Origin of the sequence: Sulfitobacter pacificus, assembly GCF_030159975.1 — a bacterium.
Classification (GTDB): domain Bacteria; phylum Pseudomonadota; class Alphaproteobacteria; order Rhodobacterales; family Rhodobacteraceae; genus Sulfitobacter; species Sulfitobacter pacificus.
In genome coordinates this window covers 247,782-274,072 of record NZ_BSNL01000001.1, presented here as the reverse complement: position 1 = coordinate 274,072, position 26,291 = coordinate 247,782, and the positions used below count along the sequence as shown (strand labels likewise).

At 58.8% G+C, this 26,291-nt stretch carries 22 protein-coding genes; 11 read left to right on the top strand and 11 right to left on the bottom strand.

All coding sequences use genetic code 11. From position 1 onward, the window contains the following. Positions 1–4: 4 nt before the first annotated feature. The gene (gene rpe / locus QQL78_RS01505; protein WP_284369861.1) at positions 5–694 is read left to right on the top strand and encodes a ribulose-phosphate 3-epimerase; all 690 of its coding nucleotides are present in this window, start codon (positions 5–7) and stop codon (positions 692–694) included. Positions 695–726: 32 nt separating this feature from the next. On the opposite strand, the gene QQL78_RS01500 is transcribed toward rpe, so the two are convergent. The 9 genes from QQL78_RS01500 to QQL78_RS01460 form a co-directional block, all read right to left on the bottom strand. Beyond that, positions 727–2,220, bottom strand: a complete 1,494-nt coding sequence (locus QQL78_RS01500) for a class I adenylate-forming enzyme family protein (RefSeq protein WP_284369858.1) — start codon at positions 2,218–2,220, stop codon at positions 727–729. Positions 2,221–2,247: 27 nt separating this feature from the next. Continuing rightward, positions 2,248–3,015, bottom strand: a complete 768-nt coding sequence (locus tag QQL78_RS01495; RefSeq protein WP_284369856.1) for an oxepin-CoA hydrolase, alternative type — start codon at positions 3,013–3,015, stop codon at positions 2,248–2,250. Next, complete coding sequence (locus QQL78_RS01490) at positions 3,012–3,437, bottom strand: PaaI family thioesterase (protein ID WP_284369854.1); 426 nt, start codon at positions 3,435–3,437, stop codon at positions 3,012–3,014. Before QQL78_RS01490 ends, QQL78_RS01495 begins: the two co-directional genes overlap by 4 nt. Positions 3,438–3,451: 14 nt before the next feature. Next, complete coding sequence (locus tag QQL78_RS01485) at positions 3,452–4,585, bottom strand: acyl-CoA dehydrogenase family protein (RefSeq protein ID WP_284369851.1); 1,134 nt, start codon at positions 4,583–4,585, stop codon at positions 3,452–3,454. A gap of 3 nt (positions 4,586–4,588) precedes the next feature. Next, complete coding sequence (locus QQL78_RS01480) at positions 4,589–5,794, bottom strand: acyl-CoA dehydrogenase family protein (RefSeq protein WP_284369849.1); 1,206 nt, start codon at positions 5,792–5,794, stop codon at positions 4,589–4,591. Positions 5,795–5,908: 114 nt separating this feature from the next. Then, positions 5,909–7,081, bottom strand: a complete 1,173-nt coding sequence (locus QQL78_RS01475) for an acetyl-CoA C-acyltransferase (RefSeq protein ID WP_284369847.1) — start codon at positions 7,079–7,081, stop codon at positions 5,909–5,911. Next, positions 7,078–9,174, bottom strand: coding sequence for an FAD-dependent oxidoreductase (locus QQL78_RS01470; protein WP_284369845.1), 2,097 nt, complete (start codon positions 9,172–9,174; stop codon positions 7,078–7,080). Before QQL78_RS01470 ends, QQL78_RS01475 begins: the two co-directional genes overlap by 4 nt. A gap of 17 nt (positions 9,175–9,191) precedes the next feature. Next, positions 9,192–9,968, bottom strand: a complete 777-nt coding sequence (locus QQL78_RS01465) for an IclR family transcriptional regulator (protein ID WP_284369843.1) — start codon at positions 9,966–9,968, stop codon at positions 9,192–9,194. 179 nt (positions 9,969–10,147) lie between these two features. Further along, on the bottom strand, positions 10,148–10,630 hold the full coding sequence (locus tag QQL78_RS01460) for a class I SAM-dependent methyltransferase (protein WP_284369841.1): 483 nt from the start codon (positions 10,628–10,630) through the stop codon (positions 10,148–10,150). A gap of 182 nt (positions 10,631–10,812) precedes the next feature. Between QQL78_RS01460 and QQL78_RS01455 the strand changes: the two genes are divergently transcribed. From QQL78_RS01455 to QQL78_RS01440, 4 genes are read left to right on the top strand one after another with little or no spacing between them, the layout of a single operon-like run. Beyond that, positions 10,813–12,582, top strand: a complete 1,770-nt coding sequence (locus QQL78_RS01455) for an ABC transporter ATP-binding protein (protein ID WP_284369839.1) — start codon at positions 10,813–10,815, stop codon at positions 12,580–12,582. Then, a complete protein-coding gene (locus QQL78_RS01450) occupies positions 12,575–14,482 on the top strand; it encodes an ABC transporter substrate-binding protein (protein WP_284369837.1) in 1,908 nt (635 codons plus the stop codon). The genes QQL78_RS01455 and QQL78_RS01450 overlap by 8 nt, the downstream gene beginning before the upstream one ends. Then, positions 14,479–15,507, top strand: a complete 1,029-nt coding sequence (locus QQL78_RS01445) for an ABC transporter permease (RefSeq protein ID WP_284369835.1) — start codon at positions 14,479–14,481, stop codon at positions 15,505–15,507. The genes QQL78_RS01450 and QQL78_RS01445 overlap by 4 nt, the downstream gene beginning before the upstream one ends. Beyond that, positions 15,504–16,658, top strand: coding sequence for an ABC transporter permease (locus QQL78_RS01440; RefSeq protein ID WP_284369833.1), 1,155 nt, complete (start codon positions 15,504–15,506; stop codon positions 16,656–16,658). The genes QQL78_RS01445 and QQL78_RS01440 overlap by 4 nt, the downstream gene beginning before the upstream one ends. Before the next feature lie 101 nt (positions 16,659–16,759). Here QQL78_RS01440 and QQL78_RS01435 read toward each other — a convergent pair whose 3' ends face one another. Together QQL78_RS01435 and QQL78_RS01430 are read right to left on the bottom strand one after the other, a co-directional pair. After that, complete coding sequence (locus tag QQL78_RS01435; RefSeq protein WP_284369831.1) at positions 16,760–17,524, bottom strand: MBL fold metallo-hydrolase; 765 nt, start codon at positions 17,522–17,524, stop codon at positions 16,760–16,762. Between the two features lie 96 nt (positions 17,525–17,620). After that, on the bottom strand, positions 17,621–20,047 hold the full coding sequence (locus QQL78_RS01430; protein WP_284369829.1) for a mechanosensitive ion channel family protein: 2,427 nt from the start codon (positions 20,045–20,047) through the stop codon (positions 17,621–17,623). A 240-nt stretch (positions 20,048–20,287) separates the two neighbouring features. Here QQL78_RS01430 and QQL78_RS01425 point away from each other — a divergent pair, with 240 nt between their 5' ends. From QQL78_RS01425 to QQL78_RS01400, 6 genes are read left to right on the top strand one after another with little or no spacing between them, the layout of a single operon-like run. Next, positions 20,288–21,499 carry a glycosyltransferase family protein gene (locus QQL78_RS01425; RefSeq protein WP_284369827.1) on the top strand — a complete coding sequence of 404 codons (1,212 nt, stop codon included), beginning with the start codon at positions 20,288–20,290 and terminating at the stop codon, positions 21,497–21,499. Further along, positions 21,496–22,740: a glycosyltransferase family 4 protein gene (locus QQL78_RS01420; protein ID WP_284369824.1), complete on the top strand. Its 1,245-nt coding sequence runs from the start codon at positions 21,496–21,498 to the stop codon at positions 22,738–22,740. The genes QQL78_RS01425 and QQL78_RS01420 overlap by 4 nt, the downstream gene beginning before the upstream one ends. Beyond that, positions 22,740–23,816 (top strand): glycosyltransferase family 4 protein, encoded by a 1,077-nt coding sequence (locus tag QQL78_RS01415; protein WP_284369822.1) that lies wholly within the window; start codon positions 22,740–22,742, stop codon positions 23,814–23,816. The genes QQL78_RS01420 and QQL78_RS01415 overlap by 1 nt, the downstream gene beginning before the upstream one ends. Further along, positions 23,813–24,397, top strand: a complete 585-nt coding sequence (locus QQL78_RS01410; protein ID WP_284369820.1) for a histidine phosphatase family protein — start codon at positions 23,813–23,815, stop codon at positions 24,395–24,397. The genes QQL78_RS01415 and QQL78_RS01410 overlap by 4 nt, the downstream gene beginning before the upstream one ends. After that, entirely contained in the window at positions 24,394–25,539 is a 1,146-nt protein-coding gene (locus QQL78_RS01405) for a glycosyltransferase family protein (RefSeq protein WP_284369818.1), read from the top strand. The genes QQL78_RS01410 and QQL78_RS01405 overlap by 4 nt, the downstream gene beginning before the upstream one ends. Beyond that, positions 25,532–26,290, top strand: coding sequence for a polysaccharide deacetylase family protein (locus QQL78_RS01400; RefSeq protein ID WP_284369816.1), 759 nt, complete (start codon positions 25,532–25,534; stop codon positions 26,288–26,290). Before QQL78_RS01405 ends, QQL78_RS01400 begins: the two co-directional genes overlap by 8 nt. Position 26,291 lies beyond the last annotated feature (1 nt).

Here is a 26,291-nt window from a genome sequence, read left to right as displayed (position 1 = left end):
CCTTATGACCTTCGACCGCAGCATCAAAATCGCCCCGTCCATCCTTGCCGCCGACTTTGCCAACTTCGGGGCTGAATGCGCCGCCGTAGAGGCACAGGGGGCCGATTGGGTCCACGTCGATGTGATGGACGGGCATTTTGTGCCGAACATTACCTTTGGCCCCGCCACCTGCGCGGCGATCCGCCCGCATATCAAGGGCGTGATGGATGTACATCTGATGATCGCGCCGGTTGACCCTTATATCGACGCCTTTGCCCAGGCCGGTGCCGATTTCATCACCGCCCATATCGAAGCTGGCCCGCATATCCACCGCACCCTGCAAGCGATCCGTGCCAGCGGGGCCAAGGCAGGTGTTGCACTGAACCCCGGCACCCCGGCAGAGAGTGTTGCACATCTGCTGGACTTGACGGATCTGGTTTGCGTAATGACCGTGAACCCCGGTTTCGGCGGGCAAAAGTTCATCGACATGAGTGACAAGATCAAGACCCTGCGCCAGATGATTGGTGACCGTCCGGTTCACATCGAAATCGACGGCGGTGTTGATGTGAACACCGCCCCTGTCGTGGCACAGGCCGGTGCGGATGTATTGGTTGCAGGCTCGGCTGTATTCAAAGGTGGATCAGTTAGCGACCCCGCGCCTTATGGGACCAACATCAAGGCCATCCGCGAAGCGGCCAATGGTGTCTATATTTAACTTGAAGACAGCCAAAGACTGGAGAAGCGGCGCTACTCCAGCTGATCGGCAAAGGCCTCAAGCAATTTATGCTTGAGGATTTTACCGGTTGGTGCCGCAGGCAATGTGCTGGCCAGCACAATCTGTTTTGGCCGCTTGTATCCAGTCAACCGTTCGGCAACAAAACCACGCAGATCCGCCGCTTCCAAAGGGTCACCTTCTGCGATCTGCACAAAGGCCAGCACCTCTTCGTCACCATCCTTCATCCGTCCGATCACGGCAGATTGGATTACCTGCGGATGATCGTTCAACGCCGCCTCTACTTCGGGGGGATAAACGTTGAAACCACCATGAATGATCAACTCTTTCGAGCGACCCAGAATATGGATGTGGCCAATTTCATCAATCTTGCCCAAGTCACCCGTGCGCAACCAGCCGTCAGGGTCCAGTGATTTGGCGGTCTCGACGGGATTGCGGTAATAGCCTTTCATCACATGCGGGCCCCGTACCAGCAATTCGCCGATCCCCTCACCATTACCACCGGGAGCCTGATCATCGATCCTGACCTCGGTTCCCGGCGTCTTGGGCCCAACGGAAATATCTGGTGATCCCAAGGCATTATTCGTCGCCGAGGCCCCCGAACAGGTTTCCGTCATGCCAAACCCGTTCTGCAAGGGCAGCCCGTAAAAGGCTTCCGCCTTGCGTTTCCACGCAGGATCCAGCGGTGCCCCCCCGGAGGAAACATAACGCAGGCTGGGCGAGCCGAGCCGCGTCAGACCCTGCTCCTTGGTATATTGCATCACCAGCGCATGCATCTGCGGGACGGCAGGCAGGATCGTCACACCGTTCATCACCGCTTCATAAAGCCCTTTTGCAGAAAACCGCGCCTCTTGCTGGACTGTCGCCCCCGAATAACACGCCCCAGTGATGACAGAGACCAGCCCAAACACATGGGTCAGGGGCAGCGCCCCATAAACCACATCATCAGCGGTCATATTGCGCAGGTTTGACGACGCGATACCCCCGAAACGCATGTTTTCATGGGTCAGCATCACGCCCTTGGGGTCACCCGTCGTCCCCGTGGTATAAAGCAGCGTTGCCACATCATGCAGATCCGCATCCGGGTTGGAGGGCCGTTTGGCCATATGCAACGTCCCAAATGCACCGGACTGTTCCGTGGCCCCCATGCCCTTGGCGTGGCTCAGTGCATCCTTGGACACGCCTGTGGTCATCAGCACCGCCGCAGGTGTGGCATGATCTATGATGCGTGTAACTTCCGCTTCGGTCTGACGCGCGTTCACGGGGATGATCACCGCGTCCAGTTTCCAGCTTGCAAACAGGGCGGCCACCGCAGCGGTGCAGTTTTCGGACAGCATCAGGACCCGGTCATTGGCCACAACTCCAGCCTCGCGCAGCACATCAGCCAGCGCATCACTGGCCCGGTCCAGATCGCCAAAGCTCCACACAGCGCCGGTGCTGTCGGTCAGCGCCAGCGCCTCTGCGCGCACGGAAACCTGCTCGGCCAAAAATGCCTCTACTCTCGCCATCCCAATTCCTCCCCTATCAAGTGACCGTCAGTAAACAGCCGGACGTTTTTCGAGAAACGCCGCGATCCCCTCGGCGGCCTCATCCCGGCCTGCGGCCGCTGCCATCGCATCACGCTCTGCATCCAGCTGGTCAGCTTCGGAGGTTTCATAAGCCTGCGCAACCAGCCCTCTGATCACCCCCTGTGCCACGCGCGATCCCGCGGCCAGATGATCGGCCAGCACCATAGCTTCTTCCATCACCTTACCCGGTGCCGCCAGCCGGTTCACCGCCCCCAATTCGGCAAAACGTGTGGCCATAACCGGACGGCCCATCAGGCACATCTCCATCGCCAAAGGACGGGGCAACAACCGCGCCATTGCCGAGGTCAGCCCACCATCAGGCACCAGCCCCGCCTTTACATAAGCCGCTGTAAATTTGGCATCTTTCGCCGCAACAATCAGATCACAGGCCAAGGCAAGGCTAAGCCCTGCCCCCGCCGCGCCGCCTTCTACTGCCGCAATCACCGGCACCGGACAGGCACGAATACCACGCAGCAGGTCATGCAGCTCGTCGACTTTTCCACGGCGCTGCGTTTCGGAAAGTTGACGGCGTTCAATCAGCACATTCAAGTTACCACCGGCACAGAAGAACCCACCTTCCGAGGTCAGGATCACCGACCGGATGCGCGGTTCCTGCGCCTGCTCCATGGCTTGATTGATAGCCTCGTATAGTTCCGGCGACAGCGCACCGCGTTTGGCGGTATTACCATTCCAGATGATCAGACGGTCACCTGCATCCTCAATCCGTGCGCTCATGTCAGTCTCTCCTGTGGCACCCGTTTGAACACCCCTGTCGAGGTGGCAATCACCGTGCCATCTTCATGGCTCAGCACAGCGTTGATATAAAGCAGGCTGCGCCCGCCACCGGTCACTGTGCCTGCCGCCTTGACCCAACCCTGACGGCCGGGTGCGATATATTGCGTGGTCATAGAAATGGTCAGAAACGGTGCAGTGCCCGTGGCATCCACGGTCAGTGAACCGGCGGTGCCGCTGGCATTGTCCAACAGACACGCCGCGATGCCACCGTGCAGCACACCATGGCGGTTGGTATGTTGTGGTCCGACGTCAAGCCAACAATGCGCACGCGGCGGGTCGGATATGTCAACGACATATCCGATCAGCGTTTGTGTGCCCGTCTCGTCGCGGATCAGGTAGACCTCATCAGGCAGGGGGCTCACAGCGGACCCTCCGCTCATGCGGCAGCAAGCGCGATAAATCGCTCAAGGTGGTGATCCGTATCCCCGAAGCGATGATCCGCCATGACAATCCGCTTTGCGATATGGGCCAGTTCGTATTCCTGCGTCATGGCGATGCCACCGTGCATCTGGATGCTGTCCTCTGCCACCAGACGGCCCGCACGGCCCATGAGGTTTTTCGTTGCCGAAACATTCACCTCGCGGGTTTTGCGGTCTCCTTCCAGATGCCCTGCGGCATTGATCACCGCGGAACGTGCCTGCTCCATCTCAATCAACAGATCGGACATCCGGTGTGCCAGCGCCTGAAACGTCCCAATCGGGCGGCCAAACTGCTTGCGCGTCATCAGATATTCCTTGGTCAGCGCGGTTGCGGTTTCCATCGCGCCCAATGTTTCAGCACATTGCGCAACTGCGGCAGCTGCGGTGCGCGCCTCAATGGCGGCAAATGCCTCGCCCGCTTTACCAAGCCGTGCAGAGGCGGGAATACTCACATCATCCAGCATGACCTCAGCAGCACGGCCACCGGCCAACAGGGCGTAACCCTGAATGGTGATGCCTTTGGTATCGGCAGGAACAAGGAACAGCGACAGGCCCGCATCATCCCCCGGTTCGCCGCTTTCACGTGCCGAAATGACCAGATGATCCGCCGCCTCGGCATTCACCACAACCGCCTTATGCCCGTTCAGCACAATGTTATCACCATCCGCTTTCGCGCTGGTTTGTACGCGGTTCAGATCATAGCGGCTGGTGGGTTCGCCATGGGCAAAGGCCAATTGGCAGCCACCATCGATGATTTCTTCAACCAATGCAGCTTGGGTGTCATCCCCCAGATCAGCCACCAATCCACCGGCAAGCACCGCCGTATCAAGAAAGGGCTCAACCACACCGGCACGGCCCAACTCCTCAAACACCACCGCGATGTCAAACCCCTTGCCGCCGAATCCGCCCTGTTCTTCGGTAAACAGGGCACCGATGACACCCAGCTCGGCCAGTTCGGTCCAAATCTCGCTCGACATGCCGGTTGCACTGTCGAGGATCGTGTTGCGTGTCGCTGTGTCGTAGCGATCCCGCAGAAAGCGGCGCAACGTGTCTTGCAGCATCTGCCGTTCTTCTGTCAGCTCGAAATTCATGGCTTAGCCTCCCATGCTTACTTTGGCGATGATACCGCGCTGGATTTCATTCGATCCGCCAAAGATCGACAGTTTACGGTTGTTGAAATATTTGGCTGCTACCGGCCCTGCACCCAAGGGATCGGGCAGGCCCGCATTGGACCCTTCGATCGCCTCTGAGGCGAAGGGCATTGCGTAAACCCCCGCTGTACGGCGGGCCAGATCATTGATTTCCTGCCGGATAATCGTGCCTTTCACCTTGAGCATCGAGGCCTCGATCCCCGGTGTGCCACCACCGGCCGCCTTGGCGATAATGCGCATGTTGGTGGTTGCCATCGCTCGCAGGTCAATTTCCACCTGCGCCACACGGGCAGCGAAATGCGGGTTTTGGATCAAAGGCTTGCCGCCTGCCATCTCGGATTTTGCCAGCCGTTTCACCGTGTTCAGGCCTGCCTGAGAGAAGCCGACACCCGCGATATTTGTACGTTCGTGGGTCAGCAAATACTTGGCATAGGTCCAGCCTTTGTTCTCTTCACCCACCAGATTTTCAACCGGCACTTCGACGTCCGTGAACCAAACCTCGTTCACCTCAGGTGCCCCGTCCAACAGAATGATCGGGCGCACTTCGATGCCCGGCGTGTTCATGTCGATCAGCAGAAATGAAATGCCTTCCTGCTGCTTCACATCCTTGTCCGTGCGCACCAGACAGAAGATCATATTCGCGTGCTGGCCCAACGTGGTCCATGTTTTCTGGCCGTTCACGATGTAATGCGTGCCTGCCTCATTCTTCACCGCCGTGGTTTTCAGCGAGGCAAGATCAGAACCGGCCCCCGGTTCGGAATAGCCCTGACACCACCAGTCATCGCCGTTCAACATGCGTGGCAGCCAATAATCATTCTGCTCTTGTGATCCGAATTTATGCAGCACAGGTGCCAGCATGGAAAAACCAAAGGGCACAATGCGTGGCGCATCCGCTGCAGCGGCCTCTTCTTCGAAGATGTGTTTTTGCACTGCGTTCCATTCGGCACCGCCGAATTTCTTGGGCCAGTTCGGCACCAGCCAGCCCTGTTCGTTCAGGATCGCGTGCCAGCGTTCCATATCGGCCTTGGTCAGCCCATCACCGTCACTGCCTGCAACCTTGTCGCGCAGCTCTTTGGGTAATTTTTCTGCCAGAAAACTGCGCACCTCCTCGCGGAATGCCTTTTCCTCGTCTGAATAGCTCAGGTCCATATTGTCACTCCCTTAAAGATGGCCGGTTTCAGGTTCTGATGTCTGGCAAGGCGGTATTTTCCCGAAGGGTGCTTACGCCTTGCCGGATGGGTTTCAGATGGTCCCCAAAACGGCTTAGAAAATTTCGAACAATCCAGCAGCCCCCATGCCGCCGCCGATACACATGGTCACAACACCCAGTTTCGCGCCCCGCCGTTTGCCCTCAAGCAGCAGATGGCCTGTGCAGCGGGCACCGGTCATGCCAAAGGGGTGGCCAATCGCGATAGAGCCGCCGTTGACGTTGTACTTCTCAGGGTCGATACTCAGCGTGTCACGGGAATATAGGCATTGTGAGGCGAAAGCTTCGTTCAGCTCCCACAGGTCAATGTCGTCGATTTTCAACCCATGACGTTCCAGCAAGCGCGGCACCGCATAGATCGGACCGATGCCCATCTCATCAGGTTCACAGCCTGCAACCGCAAAGCCCTTGAACGCGCCCAGCGGCTCAAGCCCTTGCTTTTCGGCCTCTTTACTATCCATGACCACCACAGCCGCGGCACCATCCGACAGCTGGCTGGCGTTGCCCGCGGTCACGAACCCGCCTTCGCGCACCGGGCTTAGCCCGGCCAGCCCTTCCAGCGTTGTGTTCGGGCGATTGCATTCGTCCTTGTCCACCGTGACCTCATGATAGGAGATTTCCTTGGTCTCTTTATCCTGCACACCCATGGTGGTTTTCATCGGCACAATTTCATGATCAAACTTGCCCGCCGCTTGCGCCGCAGCGATCAACTGCTGGCTGCGCAGGCCGAATTCATCCTGATATTCCCGGCTAAGGCCATAACGTTTGGCCACGATATCCGCAGTTTCAATCATGGTCATGTAGATGGCCGGTTTATGTTCTTCCAGCCATGCGTCTTTCACTGATTTGGCATGGGGCTGCACCATTGAAATGCTCTCAACACCGCCTGCCACCATCGGGCCTGCGCCCTCCTGAGTGATGGCGTTGGCTGCCATGGCGATGGTCTGCAAGCCGGAAGAGCAGAAGCGGTTTACCGTGACGCCCGCTGCCGTGATCGGCAGACCGGCACGCAGGGCAATCTGGCGTGCAATATTACCACCGGTCGCCCCTTCGGGTGTAGCGCAGCCCATGACAACATCTTCGATCTGGGAAGGGTCAAGGCCTGCGCGTTCGACCGCGTGTTGTACAACGTGCCCCCCCATTGCGGCCCCGTGTGTCATGTTGAACGAACCGCGAAAGGACTTCGCAAGGCCCGTGCGGGCGGTGGAGACAATAACAGCTTGTTTCATTTTGCGGCGTCCTTATTCAGATCATCAAATGTGCGGCCCTCGGCCACCAGAGTTTTCAATAATGGCGCGGGTTGCCAGAACCACGCATCCTCTGACGCGTAGTGCTCGATATCGGCCAGCACGGTGTCCAGCCCCACAATATCGGCCCATTTCATGGGTCCCCCCCAATAGCGCGGAAATCCGTAGCCAAAGAGCAGCGTCATATCGACGTCCAGCGGACGGCGCGCGATGCCTTCACCCACGACCTTTGCCGCCTCATTCACCATGGCACACATGTAGCGACGCACAATCTCTTCATCGGTGAAGGGACGTGGCGTAATTCCAAGGCTTGCCTGCTCGGCGGCGACCAACTCGGCAATCTTGGGGTTCGGCACGCCCGCACGTTTCCCCGCTTCATAGAGATAATATCCTTCACCGGTTTTCTGGCCAAAATGCCCCTCTTCACACAGGTGGTCGATATAGGTCGGCACACGTTCCGCCGGATGGCGATGTGGCGCTTTGCGTTTGCGGGTCATCCAGCCAATGTCGAGACCGGCAAGGTCAGCCACAGCGAACGGCCCCATGGCAAATCCGAAGTCCACCAGCGCCTTGTCGATCTGATAGGGCGTTGCACCATCCAGCACCATGTGATCTGCCGCCGTGCGGTAGGTGGCCAAGATCCGGTTGCCGATAAACCCGTCACAAACGCCTGCACGGACAGAGATTTTGCCCAGCGCCTTGCCCAACGCAAAACCGGTGGCAACAACATCGGGGGCGGTTTTCTCGGCGACAACCACCTCAAGCAGTTTCATGATATGTGCCGGTGAGAAGAAATGCAGCCCGATCACATCCGCAGGGCGCGCGGTTGAGGCGGCAATTTCGTCGACATCAAGGTAAGAAGTGTTGGAGGCCAGAATGCAGCCCGGTTTGCAGACAGCGTCAAGTTTGCCAAAGACCTCTTTCTTGACGTCCATATTTTCAAATACAGCTTCGACCACCAGATCGACGTCTTTCAATGCGTCATAATCGGTGGAGACCGTAAGCGCCCTTTGCGTCAGCGTATCGAATTTTTCCTGACTGATTTTGCCACGTTTCAACGCACCGGACAGGTTGCCACTGATCCGGCCATGCGCAGCTTCGGCAGCTTCGGCTTTCATCTCGATCAGGACAACATCAAAGCCCGAGAGCAATGCCGCGGTGGCAATACCGGCACCCATCGTGCCGCCCCCGATCACGCCAATGGCCTTGAGTTCACGAGGTGCCACACCTTTCAGCTCTGGCAGATTCCCAACCGCGCGTTCCGAGAAAAACGCATGGATCATGCCTTGGCGTTGATCTGTCTCCATCAATTCCATGAACAGATTACGCTCCTTTGCCATCCCTTCGGCAAAGGGCAGCTCGCTGGCCGCTTGCACCGCGCGCACAGCTTTGGCCGGGCTGATCTGACCACGGCCTTTTTTCAGCACGGCGTCATAAGTGGCATCCCAGTCGATTGCAGGTGCCGCGGGCAGTTCGCTCACCGGACGTGGCTTGGCCCCTTCGGCAAGCAGGTCGCGGGTAAAGGCCAGGCCAACCGCCTCTGGGTCACCTTCGCTGACGCGATCCACCACGCCCATATCCAGTGCCTCGGCGGCTTTGACCTGACGGCCGCTGGTGATCATATCAAGCGATTTCTCCACCCCGGCGAGACGCGGCAAACGCTGGGTGCCGCCAGCACCGGGGATCAGGCCCAGATGCACTTCGGGCAGCCCCACACGGGCGCTGGGTTGCGCAATGCGGTAATGGGCGCTGAGCGCGATTTCCAAACCGCCGCCCAGCGAAACCCCATGCATGGAAGCAACAACCAACAGCGGGGATGCTTCGATCCGCGTACAGAGAACCGGCAGATAGGGTTCCATCGGCGGCTTGCCAAATTCGGTAATGTCAGCCCCGGCGATAAAGGCACGGCCCTCACCGACGATCAGTACAGCGCGCACGCCTTCATCCGCTTCGGCGCGGTCCATCGCACCCCACAAGCCCTGACGCACCGCCTGCGACAGCGCATTCACTGGCGGGTTCTGGATGCGCAGCACAGCAATGTCATCCTGTCGGGTATAGGCGATTTTATCGGTCATCATAGTCTCCTGAAGGTTCATCCACGCCGGGCCAATGCAGGCGCATGGCCGGTTCGGTGTTCTAGGCGGCGCACGGCGTCTCTAAGGGCGGGCCCGACTTCCGCGAACATCCGAGAGTCCGGCAAATCGCGCGGCAGGGCCCCGCAGGTAAAGGCGACGCTTTCGCCAAATTCTGTTGCATAATAGGGCACGCTGACCGCATTCACGGTGCTGGCATAACGGGTGGGCGCAGGTGCCACGGCAAAGCCCTGACCGATCAACTGATCATAGCCTTCCTGCCGGAACTGGGTCATCTCACCACCATCGTCCAGCGGCGCAAACTTGTCCTTGTCCAAAGAGGCCAGCACGGCCAGACCGGAAGAGGATCCATAAACCGGAATGCGCTGCCCCGGATCAAGCCAGATCGTCGCAGCACCGCTGGGCCGCCATGTCTTGACCAACAACATCCGCGCCCCGTCGCGTACCGCGATCAATGCCAGCGTGCCGGTTTCATCTGCCAGCTGTTGCATCGTGTCAGAGGCCAGATCGACAAAGCTGTTGGACAAAGAGGCCACCGACCCCAGCGCAACCGCTGCCGGTCCCAACCTGAAACGTTCATTGCGCCCACCATGTGCCAGATAGCCCAGCTCGCAAAGCGTATAGGTTAAACGCGATATGGTCGGTTTGGGCAGACCGGTACGGGCGGCGATTTCAGCATGGGTCAACCCGTTATCACTTGCGTGGAAAACACGCAGAATCCCAAGGCCCCGCCCCAGCGTATTGGCAAATTTACGATCCGTGGTTTCGGCGCTCATCGCACCGCACCTTCTGCGCAATTTAATCTGGTTTGCCCGGTCTTCTGCAATGGCACGCCCCACTTGTTTCACATAGTAAAACTGAATTTCAGTTCTTACGCCAAGACGTAAAGACCCCTTGCGATTCCTGCAAGGGGCCTTGGCCGATAAGGGAGTTACGTAACGTCGCCGCGGGTGTGTTACCCGTAAATGAAGCAGCTGTTTGCTACAGCATCCGCAGGCAATTCCTGCTCTGTCAGCTTGTCGAAATACATCCGGTCGCTGGCCACCATCAGACCGCCAGCGGCCAGCAGCGGTTCAACCAGAGGAGAGATCGCCCGGGCAAATGCGTCGTTCTTTTCCGGGTTATGCCCACCCAGATCCGCATGGATCAAAGTCGCAGTGGGGCCGAACCGTTCCAGCGCCTGCACAAGCGTGTCATGCACATCGCCAAGGATCAGCATATCATCCGGTGGCGTGCTCTTAGGGTGCGAAGCCACAGCGCGCTCAAATACATAGACAGCGCGCTGTGGCATTTTCTCGACCATATGGTGATAGGTGCGTCCATTGCCCAAACCCAGCTCGAACACCGGCCCTTCCATTGTGGCGGTCAGCGCAATCGCGTGATCAAGACAGGCGCGCTGCGACACCATTCGGTTGATAAAGTGATCAAGGCGGCTCATGGCGTTTTCCTTTTGCTGGGGAGAGGCACAATGTGCACCTTTTCAGCCCTTGTGTAACCTGAATGCACCGTCAGGGGCCAGTGCAGGCCCGGGCACAACCGCGTGAGGTTTCCCTGCTGGACGGGTCGGCCCAAATCGGCTTCACTCCGAATCCAAAGGCTGAAACCATTGTTAGGACCTAAATGACCTCTTTGCTGGACGTAGAAGGGCTTACAATCGGCTTTGGTGACGCGCCTGCGGTGGTACAGGACGTGAGCTTTTCCGTTTCCGCCGGGGAAACGCTGGCACTGGTCGGTGAAAGCGGGTCAGGCAAAACGCTGACTTGCCGCACCGCCTTGCGGATCTTGCCCGGGGCGGCGCAGATCCGGGGCGGGTCGGTAACCTTGGCCGGCAGCGCAGGATCGGTGGACTTGCTGACCTGCCCGGAACGGCAGCTGCGGTCCATTCGCGGCAACCGGATTGCGATGATTTTTCAGGAACCGATGCGCTCCCTGTCACCCCTGCACCGGTTGGGTGATCAGGTGGGCGAGGTGTTGCGTATTCACCGCGACATGGGTGCCCGCGAGGCGAAGCGACGGGTGCTGGAACAATTCGACAAGGTCGGTTTTGTTGATCCCGCGCGGGCCTTTTCCAGCTATCCTTTTGAGATGTCGGGCGGCATGCGTCAACGGGCGATGATTGCCATGGCCATGGTGGCGCAACCGGAATTGCTGATCGCGGATGAACCGACCACGGCGCTGGATGTGACTACACAGGCACAGGTTCTGGGCTTGATCAACACCCTGCAGAAGGACACCGGCATGGCGGTGATCCTTGTGACCCATGATCTGGGCGTGGTCGCCAATATGGCGCAGCAGGTGGTGGTAATGAACAAGGGTCGGGTGATGGAAGCCGGACGTGCCGAACATATTCTTGCCGCACCCGCCCATGGGTATACCGCCAAGCTGTTTGCGGCCGCACCGATGATCCCGACGGTTGCCACCCCGGCGCCTGAACTGGCCTATGATGATGTGATCCTTGATCTGAAGAAGGTAACCAAGACCTATACGATGCGGGCCAGCGGCTGGCGGGCACCTGTTGCGATCACCGCCTGTCGCGATGTGAACCTGCAAGTGCCGCGCGGCAAAACGCTGGCCGTGGTGGGGGAAAGCGGGTCTGGCAAGACCACGTGTGCGCGGGTCGCTTTGGGTGCAGAGCGGCCAGATCCCGGGGGCGAAGTTCTGTTTTGCCCCGTAGCCGATGAACCCGCCCTGCCCGTGCACGATATGAGCGCAGCCCAGCGCACGGCCTTTCAACGTCAGGCGCAGATGGTGTTTCAGGATCCCTATTCCTCGCTTAGTCCGCGCATGCGTGTGCTTGAGGCGCTGGTGGAGCCGATGGAAATCCACGCGATAGGCAACCGCAAGGAACGCGTCGAAAAAGCCGCCGAGATGTTGCGGCTGGTCGGGCTGAACCCCGATATGCTGCGCCGGTACCCGCACGCATTTTCCGGTGGGCAGCGGCAGCGGTTGTCGATTGCGCGCGCACTGACACTGGATCCCAAGCTGTTGATCTGTGATGAGCCGACCAGCGCCCTCGACGTCTCTGTGCAGGACCAGATCCTGACCCTGCTTGAGGATATCCGCGATCAGGCCAAGCTGAGCTATCTGTTCATCAGTCACGATCTGGCGGTGGTGGCGCGTATCGCAGATGAGGTTGCGGTGATGCGGGCCGGTGTCATCGTCGAACAGGCCCCGCCCGACACCCTGTTCTACAACCCGCAACATCCCTATACCAAAGCACTGATCGCCGCCCAACCGGAACCGGATGTGACCCGCCCGATCGACCTTGATCTCGTCGCCAAAGGTGCTGGCGCGCCGACCAGCTGGCCAGAGATGTTCCGCTTTGACGGCACATCTGCGCCGGACTTGCGCGAACTGGAGCCGGGCCATAAGGTGCGCTGCCATGCGTAAGCTTCTTGCCCTTTTTGCGGTTCTTGCCGCCCCGGCCCTTGCCCAAACACCCTTGCAGGAAACCACGTTTTGGGCGCAGGAGGTAGCGGTCGGCAATCTGCCCCCGATTGGAGAGCGCCTGCCCGACACGCCGCTGGTGGTCGATCTGGAGGCGAAGGGCCGTACCTTTGGCACACAAGGCGGCACGTTGCGCACTTTGGTCACCCGCTCGAAAGACGTGCGACAGATGGTTGTTTACGGCTATGCGCGGCTGGTGGGATACGGCCCTGATTACGAACTTTACCCCGACATCCTGCGCGACATCGAAGTGATCGAGGACCGCAAGTACATCCTGCATCTGCGCCCCGGCCATCGTTGGTCTGATGGAGCGCCCTTCACCTCCGGTGATTTTCGCTATTGGTGGGAAAAAGTGGTGAACAACGCCGAGATCACCCCCTCCGGCCCGCCAGAGTTCATGATCGTCGATGACAAGCTGGGCCGTGTCACCTTTCCCGATGATCACACCGTGATCTTTGAATGGGACACGCCGAACTCCAACTTCCTGCCGCTGCTGGCACAGGCCGCACCGCCGTTCATATACCGCCCTGCACATTACCTACGCCAGTTCCATGTAGATTTCGCCGAGACCGAGGCGCTGGCCGAAGAAGTTCGACGCGCACGGGTCAAAAGCTGGGCTGCGTTGCACAACAAACGCGACAGTATGTACAAATACGACAACCCGGACCAGCCGACGTTGCAGCCTTGGATCAATGCCAGCGGACGCAGTTCGCGCAAATTGTTTGTGCGCAATCCCTACTACCACCGGATTGATACGCGTGGCCTGCAATTGCCCTATATCGATGTGGTGAACATGACGATTGTTGGGGGCGGACTGGTCGCGGCCAAGGCCAATGCAGGCGAGGTTGACTTGCAGGCGCGCGGCCTTGATTTCCCGGATGTGTCGATCCTGAAGAAAGGGGAAACCGATGGCGGCAACTATCGCACCTTGTTGTGGGCCAGTGGTGTGGCCAGCCAGATTGCGATCTACCCGAATTTGAATTTCAACGACCCCGTCTGGCGCGAGGTGATGCGCGACGTGCGGTTCCGCCGTGCGCTCAGCATGGGTATCGATCGGCGGATGATCAACCGTGCCTTGTATTTTGGCCTTGGCAATGAGGGCGGGATGACGGCCCTTTCGTCCAGCCCGCTATTCAACTCCGACGACCTGCTGGCATGGTCGGGCATGGATATTGCCGCCGCCAATACCCTGCTGGATGATATGGGGTTGATCAACCGCAATGACGCGGGCATCCGCCTGCTGCCCGATGGCCGCCCGATGGAGTTTGTGATCGAAACCGCGGGCGAACGGCAGGAGGTGGAAAACGCGCTTGCCATTGTCACCGACACATGGCGCGAAATCGGTGTGAAACTGGTGATGCGCCCGCTGGACCGCGACATCCTGCGCAACCGGGTTTATGCTGGCGTCAGCATGGCCGCGATCTGGTTCGGCTGGGACAATGGCCTGCCCACTGCGGCGACCTCTCCCAAATATCTGGCCCCGACCAATCAGGAATTTTTCGCTTGGCCCAAATGGGGACAGCATTACGCCACCGCCGGAAACGCAGGCGAACCACCAGATATGGAAGCTGCCAAACGGCTGATGCAACTGGCTGATGACTGGTCTCACACCACCGTACCTACAGAGCGCAAGACCATCTGGCGCGAGATGCTGGACATCCACGCAGATCAGCAATTCGCCATCGGCATCCTGTCCGAGGCCCCGCAACCTGTTGTGGTCTCCAAACATCTGCGCAATGTGCCGGAAAAGGCGATCTGGGCCTATGATCCGGGCGCGCATTTCGGGGTGCACCGTGTGGATGAATTCTATTTTGACGATGCATTCGAGCAGGTGACGCAATGATCTTGCTGCGCTACGCTGCCTATCGTTTTCTGACGATGTTGCTGACCCTTTGGGTTGTGTCGATCATGGTGTGGATCATCATCAACCTGCCACCCGGTGATTATCTCTCCAACCAGATTGCAGAATTGCGGGCCACTGGCCAGGCCGAAGGTGTGGCCAAGGCCGAATTCCTGCGCACCGAATACGCGCTGGATCGCCCAATTTGGGAGCAATATTTCATCTGGGTCGGCATGATGCCCGGCCCCAACGGATTTTCCGGGCTGATACAGGGTGACTTTGGCTGGTCCTTTGAATTTGACCGTCCTGTCGGAGACATTGTGGGCGACGCCCTGTGGCTGACAGTGCTGGTAAACCTTGCTGCTGTCCTTTTTGTCTATGCCGTGGCCCTGCCCCTTGGGGTATTGGCCGCCGCGAAATCCGAAACATGGGTGGATTACACCGCTGGTTTTGTCGGCTATCTGGGGCTGGCGACCCCGAACTTCCTGTTGGCGCTGATCCTGTTCTACTATGGCAATAAATATTTCGATCTGCCCATCGGCGGGCTGATGCATCCCGCATTCGAGGGGGAGCCGATGACATGGGCCAAGGTCAAATCCATCCTGCTGCACTTAATCGTGCCTACCTTTGTGATCGGCACCTCCGGGGCGGCCGCGATGATGCAACGTTTGCGCGCGAATATGTTGGACGAGCTGAGCAAACCCTATGTGGAAACCGCACAGGCCAAGGGGCTTGGGCCCGCCAAGATGCTTACCAAATACCCTCTGCGGGTGGCGTTTAACCCCTTTGTCGCCGACATTGGCAACCTGTTGCCTGCAATGGTGTCCGGCTCTGTGCTGGTGTCGGTTGTGCTGGGGCTGCAAACCATTGGGCCTTCCCTGCTGACAGCGCTGAAATCACAGGATCAGTTCCTTGCCGCCTTTGTGTTGATGTTCGTGGCATTGCTGACCCTGATCGGCACAATGATCTCTGACCTGCTGCTGGTTCTTCTGGACCCGCGCATCCGCTACGGAGAGCGCGGCAAATGACAGACAATCCCGACAACCGCTACGTCGACCCGGCACCATGGCAGGACGAAACCGACATCAGCGCACCAGAACGCTCGGACATGGATGCGCCTGCATGGCTGCTGGTCTGGCGCAAATTCAAGCGGCACAAGCTGGCGCTGGTCTCGGGCATCTTTCTGCTGACCTGTTATCTGATCCTGCCGATTGCCGGGTTCATCGCCCCCTATACCCCGAACGAGCGCAGCGCGGATTACCTCTATGCCCCGCCTCAAAGCGTGAATCTATGGCACGAGGGCCGTTTTGTCGGGCCGTTTGTCTATCCCACAACGGCAGAGGCCGATCTTGAGCAGTTCCAATGGCACTATACCACAGATGAAACCACACCGATGCAGCTGGAGTATTTCTGCAAAGGTGAGACCTATCGCCTGTTCGGTCTGATCCCCTCTGACACCCATCTGTTCTGCGCCCCTGAAGGGGCCACGGTTTTCCTTTGGGGCTCTGACCGGCTTGGGCGCGATGTCTTCAGTCGCATCCTGTATGGCGCGCAATTGTCCCTGACCGTTGGCCTGATTGGCATCACCGTGTCATTCCTGTTGGGCATCACCTTTGGTGCCATGGCCGGATACTTTGGCGGGAAAACCGACTGGATTGTAAACCGCGCCATTGAAATCCTGCGCTCCCTGCCTGAGTTGCCCCTGTGGCTGGCCCTCTCTGCCGCGGTACCGTCGAACTGGGGGCCGGTTGCGGTGTTCTTTATCATCTCGATCATTCTGGGCATTCTCGACTGGCCTGGTCTTGCCCGCGCAGTGCGCTCTAAATTTCTGTCCCTGCGGGAAGAGGAATACGTCAAGGCGGCTGAAATGATGGGCGCAAAACCGTCGCGCGTGATCCGCCGCCATCTTCTGCCCAACTTCATGTCACATCTGATCGCAAGCGCCACCCTGTCGATCCCCGCGATGATCCTTGGCGAAACCGCGCTCAGCTTTCTGGGCCTCGGCCTGCGCGCCCCCGCGGTCAGCTGGGGTGTCATGTTGAACGATGCCCAAAACCTGGCCAGCATCGAAATCTACTGGTGGACAGCCATTCCCATGCTGCCGATCATCGTTGTCGTGCTGGCGTTCAACTTCCTTGGCGACGGGCTGCGGGCCTCGCTGGATCCCTATAAAAACTAAGGGCGCTGGCAAAACGCCAACGCCCCGTCTTCATCCTGTCCTTAAGCTCTGAAAGCGGAGCCTCCGAAACTGCGCGGGTGCCACAGGACACCCCGAAGCGGTTAGCCGTACCAGTTTCCAAATTTCACTTCTGTTTCCCCGCTTACCATCTTGGCAAAGCTCTGTGGGTCCTGGGTGCCGCCGTCGCGCCCGCGGTAGTGATAGGGGTAGACATATGAAGGTGCAAATTCGGAAACAGCCGAGGCCGCCGCATTGGAATCCATCGTAAACGGCAGGTTCATACAGACAAAGGCCAGATCAATATCTTTCAGGCTGCGCATCTCGGGGATGTCTTCGGTATCACCCGAGATATACATCCGAAAACCTTCGAAGTTTAGAACATAGCCGTTGTCCCGCCCCTCGGGGTGGAAATTTTTGCGCTCTTCCGTGGTATTATAGGCCGGTATCGCCTCTATCACCATATCGGCGAAGTCAGCAGTACCACCATTGGCAACCTCGCTGGCGCGGGCCTTCAGCCCTTCAGATAGTTTACCCATCACCGCAGGGTTGGTGATGAGCTGTGTGTTCTCTGCGACAATCGCCTGCAGAGTCTCTTCCTGATAGTGATCACCATGTTCATGGGTGATCAGGATCAGATCGGGAGCGGGCATGCCCTCATATTGCGCCGCCTCGCCCACGGGATCGACATAGATCGTACCTTTCGGTGTCTCCAATACAATCGAGGCATGTGCCACCGGATGCACCGTGATGTCACCGGCGGGTGTTTCGAAGCGATCCGCGCCATGCCCGTCCGCATGGGCCAGGAAAGGCAAGAAGGTGACGGTTGCAGCGGTGGTAGCAAGGAAATGTCGACGTGTCTGGGTCATGGGACGCTCCTGTGATGGCTTCCCAAAAAGCTAGCGCGGGATCATCACAAGTCAACGTGGGTGCATGCTCAACACTGCGTGATCGGCCAGATCCCGCTATCTGTCATCACCTTTCGCCTCCTCCGCATCTCCCAGCATTTCCTCTTCGATTGAGGATTGTGCGGCAGCGGTGATGGTGTTTTTCTCTTCCTCGCTCAGGTCGTCGACCTTACCATCGGCCAACCGTACCGTAACTTCACGATGGGCAAACTTGATACCTTCGCGCTCGAACAACGCGCGGATGTCCTGGTAAATCCGTTTACGGATCACCCATTGATCGCCGGGTTTGGTCATGAACTTGACGCGGATGATCATCGCGCTGTCCTGCATTTCAATCACCCCTTGGGATTTCAACGGCTGAATGAAATCGGGGCCAATCACCGGATCTTCAAGCAACTCTTGCCCCAGCTTCTTGATCAGTTTGCGCACCCGTTCAACATCCGTGTCATAGGTCACCCGCAGCGGCAGTTTCATGATCACCCAATCACGTGAGTAATTGGTCATCACCTGCAATTCGCCAAACGGGATGGTGTGCAAGGCACCCAGATGGTGACGCAGTTGGAACGAGCGGACAGAGATTTTCTCAACCGTGCCTTTGACACCGCCAACATCGAGATATTCGCCCTTGCGAAAGGCATCATCAAACAGGAAAAACGCGCCTGCAAAGATGTCGCGCACCAGTGCTTGCGAGCCAAAACCAACTGCCACACCAACGATACCGGCACCGGCAAATAGCGGCCCCACATTGATGCCCACCTGCATCAGCACGATCAGCAAAATCGTAACAACAACCACAATCAGTATGAAGTTACGAAACAGGGGCAGCAGAGTTGCCAACCGGCTGGCCGAGGAGCCGCCGCCCTCGTCGCCCAATTCCCCCTCTTCCTGATCACCAGTTTCTTCCTGAATCTTGGTGTCAATCCAGATCCGAAAGGCGTGATAGATGATATAGCCGAAAAACAGGATGACCATGATATCCAGCATCCGGTCGGCAACGCTTTCGACCATCTCGGCACTGTCGTTGTCCCAAATGTAGAAAAACGCATAAATCCCCGCGACAAAAGCCAGAATACCGGCAACGCGGCGGGCCAGCTCTTCGAAGGTATTCATCTGGTGGCGCGGCCCGATGACCGCACAGGCGGCCTTTTCCTCGGCTCGGGTCTCTTCCAATTCACGGGTCAGGCGCGCCTTTTCCGCAGCGCTTGCTGCCTGACTTTCTGCCGTGGCCAAAGCCTGTTCCTGCGCCTCTTCCTCAACCATAATTTCATTCATGCGACGCAGTGCACGGGCGCGCGAAAAGTTACGTTCGATCAGGTAGTTAATCACCCCATAGACCACTACAATCGAGATCAGAATGCCGTAGGCACCGGCAATCAGTGGGACAGGGTTCGGGCTGTTGAGGACAAGGTCATAGGTCAACTGGAACCAGGCGAATAATACGTAGAGGATAACCACCGGGGCCCAGATCTGGCTAAGCAGACGGGTCGCCATACCCACCTCTTCCGGTGCTTTCCCACGACGCAACGCCCCTGAAATCGCGCGGCGGTTGACCAGAACCATTACGATATTGACCAGCACAATGACCGCCGACAGGATCGAGGACAAAAACGCATAAACATCGTAGTTCAGCCCCAGTTCGGCAATCCAGACACCAAACAGGATTGCACAAATGTCAAACACCGCCAGCACCCAAAGCCAACGATGCAGGCGTTTGGCGTCACGATCACTGAGGACGGGAATGCGATATTGCGCAAGAAACGGCGACAAGATCATCCGCCACAGACCAGCAACAAACCGACAGGCGAAATAGCCAATGTTGATCAGCGTGGCGGTGAATTGCAATGCGGTGTCTTCAAGCGGGCCAAAGATCGCGAAGCCGATGAAATAGGCCACGATCATCGACACCAGAATCCCGCTTACACCAGCTGCAAACCGCAGGACAAGAAACGGCATTTTCTCGGCAAAGCCGACGGGGTTGTCCCGCACCCGCGACACAATGACGTTGCGCATGATCCTTTTGCCATAGATTTCCCGTTCAAACAGCACCCCGGCGGCAAAGAACAGCAGGCTGTAACCCAGCACCTTGCCAAATGCCGTCAAACTACCATCAGGACTGGCCGCGCGCAGAATATACAGCACCTCGTTGAAGGCGGTTGGCAGTTGCACCAGACGTTCAATCAACGCGGTGCGAAACCGCACCGTGTTGTCCTGCAAGGCCATCAGCGCAGAACCGTCAAATCCTTCCGATACCGCTGCCGGCGCAGCTTCAGGGACGGATTGAAGCAGATTTCCTTCGCGGTCGATCACCACAACGCCCACGCCGTTTTCCGCCGCCTGACGCATGATGTCTTCGATCTTTGCTTCGGAGTCTGTTTCCGCAACCTGTTTATTGGTCAAAAACGAGATGCCCTGAGCAAAGCTGCTGCTGCCAAACGGGCCCAGTAAAATCCCGATCAGCAGCAAAAAGAAGATGGTCAGACGCATGGCAGCCCCAGTATTCAACGACAGTTGAAACACGCTAGGCCAGTGGCCATATCATTGCAATTCCCGCGATGAAGGGCTGCCGCACGGAACCGTGATCCATGATGTTTTACAAAGCCCTGCAGTTTATGCCATAGCGGAAGGGGGCTGGCGCATGGGCAGCCGAAAATTCACAGACGAATCCTGCGGGGGTCTGTTCACAGGCTAAGCCACAGTACAAATGTGGTGGAAAAGGTGACACTTATGGGGCCAACACCCTCGCACGCCAATCGCGGCACGTCCCGCGCGCGGCGGATCATGTTTTACAGCCACGATACGTTTGGTCTGGGACATCTGCGCCGTTCGCGGGCCTTGGCAACTGCGTTGACGCAGGCAGACCCCGAAGCCTCTGCGATCATCCTGACCGGATCTCCGATGGCGGGCCGGTTCACCTTTCCAGAGCGGGTCGACCATATCCGCCTGCCCGGCGTGACCAAGACACCCGATGGCAGTTACATCAGCCAGACGTTGGGGCTGGATATCGACGATATAACCTCCCTGCGGGCCGGGCTGATCCAAAGTGCGGTTGAACGGTTCGAACCTGATCTGATGATTGTCGACAAGGAACCAACCGGGTTTCGCGGGGAGTTATTACCAACATTGGAATACCTGCGGATGCGCGGCCGGTCACGTGTGGTGCTGGGCCTGCGGGATGTGCTGGACGAACCCGAAGTTCTGGCCGCTGAATGGACCCGCAAGGGGGCTCTGGCCGCGGCAGAGAACCTCTATGATGAAATCTGGGTCTACGGTGTGCGCGCGGTCTATGACCCGACAGAGGGGCTGGCCCTTTCCACCGAGACCCGCGCCAAAATGCATTGGACCGGCTATTTGCGCCGCGCGATTACGGATTCATCTGATGTGCCTGACAGCCCTTATGTCCTGATCACACCGGGTGGTGGTGGTGACGGGGCCGCGATGGTGTCGCTGGTGCTGTCTGCCTATGAGCAAGATCCCGATCTTGGGCCCAATGCGATGTTGATCTATGGCCCTTTCCTGTCAGGGGAAGTGCGCGATGCCTTTGATGCACGTGTGGCGAAGTTGAACGGGCGCGTCACCGCCGTGGGCTTTGACAGCCGGATCGAGGCATTGTTTGCCGGTGCGGTCGGGGTGGTCTGCATGGGCGGCTACAACACCTTTTGCGAGGTGCTGTCGTTCGATCGGCCTGCGGTGATCGTGCCACGCACCAAGCCGCGGCTTGAGCAATGGCTCAGGGCCAGCCGTGCCGAAGAGCTGGGGCTGGTGCGTATGTTGGACGAATTCCGCGACGGCATGACAACGCAGGCCATGATTGGTGCAATCCGTGCCCTGCCTGATCAGGCCAAACCTTCTGCCGCAGGTGCAGACGGGCTGCTGGACGGGCTGGACGTGGTTGTGGGTCGGGCGCAGGCCCTGATGAACAAAGGACCAAACCGATGAGTAAGCCCCCCCGCCTCGCCGTTGTTGTCAAAGGCTGGCCGCGCCTATCCGAAACATTTATCGCGCAAGAGCTGGTGGCGCTGGAAGAGGCCGGTCTGGATTTCGACATCTGGTCACTGCGCCACCCCACCGATACGAAGACCCACCCGCTGCATGACCGCCTGCACGCCCCCGTTCGTTATCTGCCGGAATATCTGCGCGACGATCCTGCGCGTGTCGCACGCGCCATGGGGGCTGCTGCAGAGATGCCGGGGTTTGACGCAGCCGCTGCCGCCTTTGTTGCGGATCTGGAGCGCGACGATACCGCCAACCGACGTCGCCGCTGGGGGCAGGCCTGTGTGATGGCGCATGAATTGCCCGCTGATGTCAGCGGCATTTACGCCCATTTCCTGCATACCCCGTCTTCGGTTGCACGCTACGCCGCGATCCTGCACGGCATGCCGTGGTCATTTTCCGCCCATGCCAAGGACATCTGGACGTCTCCCGAATGGGAGTTGCAGGAAAAGCTTTCAGGCACGACCCATGGCGCGGCATTCGGGGCGACCTGCACAAGGTTCGGGGCAGAGCATTTGCAAGCCATGGCCGACTCGCCGTCACGCGTGGATCTGGTGTATCATGGTCTTGATCTGGGGCGTTTTCCCGCCCCACCGCAGCGTAACCTGCGCCAGCCTGATGCACCTTTTGCCCTAATGTCCGTGGGACGTCTGGTCGAGAAAAAAGGCTATGACAATCTGCTGGATGCGCTGGCCCTGCTGCCCGACAGACTGGACTGGCATTTCACCCATATCGGCGGCGGTGCCCTGGACGCGGATATGCGGGCAAGGGCAGAGCGGCTTGGCATTGCCAGCCGCATCACATGGCGCGGTGCCTGTGACCAGCCAGAGGTGATCGCCGCCATGCGCAAGGCCGATCTGTTTGTGCTGCCCTCGCGCATCGCCGCGGACGGTGACCGGGACGGGCTGCCCAATGTCCTGATGGAAGCGGCCAGCCAGAAACTGCCCATTCTCAGCACCCCTGTTTCGGCCATCCCCGAATTTATCGATACCGGTGTGCATGGCGTTCTAAGCGATGATGCCCCCACTGCACTGGCCCATGCCATGGAAAGCTTCGCCACGGATCCTGCCCGCGCCCATGCGATGGCCGATGCTGCCTTTGACCGCCTTACCGCGCATTTCCTGATGCATCCGGGCATTGAACATCTGACCAAGCGGCTGACCGCGATGTTGACGGCGCAGGGCTGATGCAGCTGGCCTTTTATGCGCCCATGAAATCGCCGGACCATCCGGTGCCTTCTGGTGACCGCAGCATTGCGCGGTCTTTGGTTGCTGCATTGGGCCACATGGGCGCAAAAGTGACAGTCCCCAGCAGATTGCGCTGCCGTGATGGCAAGGGAGACACCAAGGTGCAGGCCGCGTTGCAACTTGCAGCACAGGGCGAGGTTGACCGCCTGATCCCGCTTGGCCAGCGCGCCGGATGGCAGGCATGGATCACCTATCATAACTACTACAAGGCCCCCGACCTGATTGGCCCGACCGTCAGCAGGGCCTTGGGCATTCCTTATCTTCAGGTTGAATCCACCCGCGCCCGCAAACGCCTGAACGGCCCTTGGGCGGAATTTGCCCGGATCGCAGAGGCGGCGACCGATGCCGCGGATTTGGTTTTCTACTTCTCCACCCGCGATGCCATCGGCTTGCAGGAAAACGCCCGCCCCGCGCAGCAGCTGATCCACCTGCGCCCGTTTTTACCCCGTAGTGACATCCCTTCAAACGCGGTGGGCGATGGTCCGATGCTAAGTGTCGGCATGATGCGCCCGGGGGACAAGCTCGCCTCATTTCAGATTATTGCCGATACGCTTTCTTTGTTGGCAGACCCGGAGTGGCAGTTGGATATCGCCGGGGACGGCCCCGCCCGCGCCGAGGTGGAAAACCTGATGTCGCCCTTTGGGTCACGTATAAGGTTCCTTGGACAGCTTGAGACACAGACCCTGCAAGCGGCCTATCGAAACGCCAGCCTGATGTTCTGGCCCGGCGTGAACGAAGCCCTTGGCATGGTCTATCTGGAGGCACAGGCTGCGGGTCTGCCCGTGGTCGCCCAAGACCGCCCCGGCATGCGCGAAGTATTGGTGCCCGCCCCTTATCCTGCGCCAGATCAAGGGCCCGCTGGATTGGCGGCTGTTATCGATGACCTGTTGGCACACCCCTCAACGCGCCGGGAGCTGGGCCAAACTGCGCAGCGCCATGTCACGCTGAACCACCTGATGCCAACCGCCGCTGAAACATTATGCAGCGGGCTGGCCCAAACCGGAGTAACCCTATGATCCGTCTGGCTCTTTTACGTCATGGCCACACCGAGTGGAACCGCGCTGGTCGCATTCAGGGGCGGACCGATATCCCGTTGGAAGACGCGGCGCGGCAGGATCTGTCCAAGCTGATGCTTCCCCCACCGTGGCAAGACGCCGATCTGTTTTCCAGCCCTTTGGCGCGCGCCGCAGACACAGCACGGATTGTCGCGGATCGGGACCCCGTCACTGACCCAGCTCTGATCGAGATGAACTGGGGTGCTTGGGAAGGGAAATTCGGGGTGCAAATGCGGGCAGATCCGAATAGCGGTTATCGGGATATCGAAACTTGGGGTTGGAACTATACGCCACCCGATGGCGAAGCGCCCGCCGCGCTGCGGGACAGGCTGATCCCCTGGGCGGCAGGGTTGCAACGCGACAGTATCGCGGTCTGCCACATTGGTGTCATGCGGGTGCTGATGGCCCATGCAACGGGCTGGCAGTTTGACGGCCCTGCCCCGTTTCGGATCAAACGCAACCGGCTTTTTGTCATCGAGATCGATGGCGATACATGGCACCTGCAAACAGAGCCAGTGCGGCTTTTGGAGCGGCCAAAATGAAGGTGATGATTGTCGTCACCCATCTGCTTGGAACTGGCCATCTGACCCGTGCGGTCACCTTGGCACAGGCGTTTCAAGAGGCGGGGCATCGACCTATCGTGATCTCGGGGGGGGTGCCGGTGGCGCGGCTTTCCGACATCGGGATAGAGGTTGTGCAACTGGACCCCTTGCGCTCTGACGGAGTGGATTTCAGCAGGTTACTGGATGCGGGCGGCGCTGTTGCAACCGACGATCTGATGCGGGGTCGCAGGGTGCAGATCGCTAGGACACTAGATGAATTTCAGCCGGATGTGGTCATCACGGAGCTGTTTCCATTTGGCCGTCGCAATTTGAAAGATGAATTCCTTGATCTGCTGGCAAAGATGCGCACATTGCCCCGCCGTCCGGCAGTATTCGCATCCATTCGTGACATTCTGGCCCCCCCCAGCAAGCCCAAAAAAGTGCAATTCGCCGATGATACCATTGCAGCCCACTACAATGGCGTCCTTGTGCATTCCGATCCGGATGTCGCCCCTCTTGAGCTAAGCTGGCCTGTGTCCGACCAATTGCGGGACAAGTTGCGGTATACCGGATTTGTCGCCATGCCCCCTACCCCGCCGCATCCCGAACAGGCCGGTGCAGGTGAGGTGATTGTCAGTGCGGGCGGCGGATCTGTGGGCGACAATCTGTTTCATTGTGCGCGTAAGGCTGCGGCACTGGACAGCGGACGCATCTGGCGGTTGCTGGTGGGCGGTCAGGCTGCACAGGCGCGGATCACAGATTTGCAAGCCGGGGCCCCTGCCAATCTGACCGTCGAAACCACCCGCCCCGACTTTCGCCAAATGCTGCATCACGCGGCAGTGTCAGTTTCCTTTTGCGGCTATAATACCGCACTTGATCTGCTTCAAACCACATGTCCGTCGGTATTGGTGCCCTTCGACGATGGCGATGAGGTTGAGCAGGGCATTCGCGCCACGGCCCTTGCCCGCACGCCCGGTTTTGAGATGCTCACCTCAAGCAAGCTGACGGCACACACCTTGTTATCAGCAGTCAGTAAGGCGATTGCAGACGGACACCAACGCCAAATACATACGCAGATGTATGGCGCGCAGAACAGCGTTGATATTGTGCTGCAATCGGTGAAGGAACAACGTCTTGGCTGACTGGAGCGCCCTGCAAGACGAGCTGCGCATCTGGCGCAGTGAAGGCCTTACCCTGCCCCTCTGGTGGCGGGATGACGACGCGGTTTCGCATACACCCGCCCTTGACCAGATGCTAGCACGGGCCAGACATTTGAACATGCCGGTCCATATCGCGGTGATCCCGAAACATGCAGACCAAAGCCTTGTTGATCTTGTGTTGAACGAACCAAAACTGGTGCCGCTTGTGCATGGCTGGGCACATGAGAACCACGCGACACAGGGCCGCAAGAAGGCCGAATTTGGTGAACAACGTGCCAGTCTGTTGGGGGACGCCAGCGCCGCCATCGAACAGATGAAAGCCCTGTTCGGCACGGCCTTTGCCGAAGTCTTTGTGCCGCCGTGGAACCGCATTGATCCTGATCTGATCCCGCACCTGCCTGCGCTGGGGTATCATGCACTCTCGACCTTTACGCCTCGCACGACCCGCCTGCCCGTGGCGGGGCTGGCTCAGATCAACACACATGTTGATCCAATCAACTGGCGGGGCGGGGCTGGGTTACTCGCACCTGATACCTTGGTGTTCAGGCTGATCCAGCACTTGCAGGACCGACGGCAAGGGCGTGCCGATGCAGCGGAGCCTTTGGGGATGTTAACCCATCATCTGGTGCAGGATGCGGAGACCTGGGCATTCACACAGGATTGCCTGTCCTGTCTGTTGGACGCGGGGGCGGTGCCGTTGAATTTGTACGGCGCGAAAGACGCCCTTCCCTAGG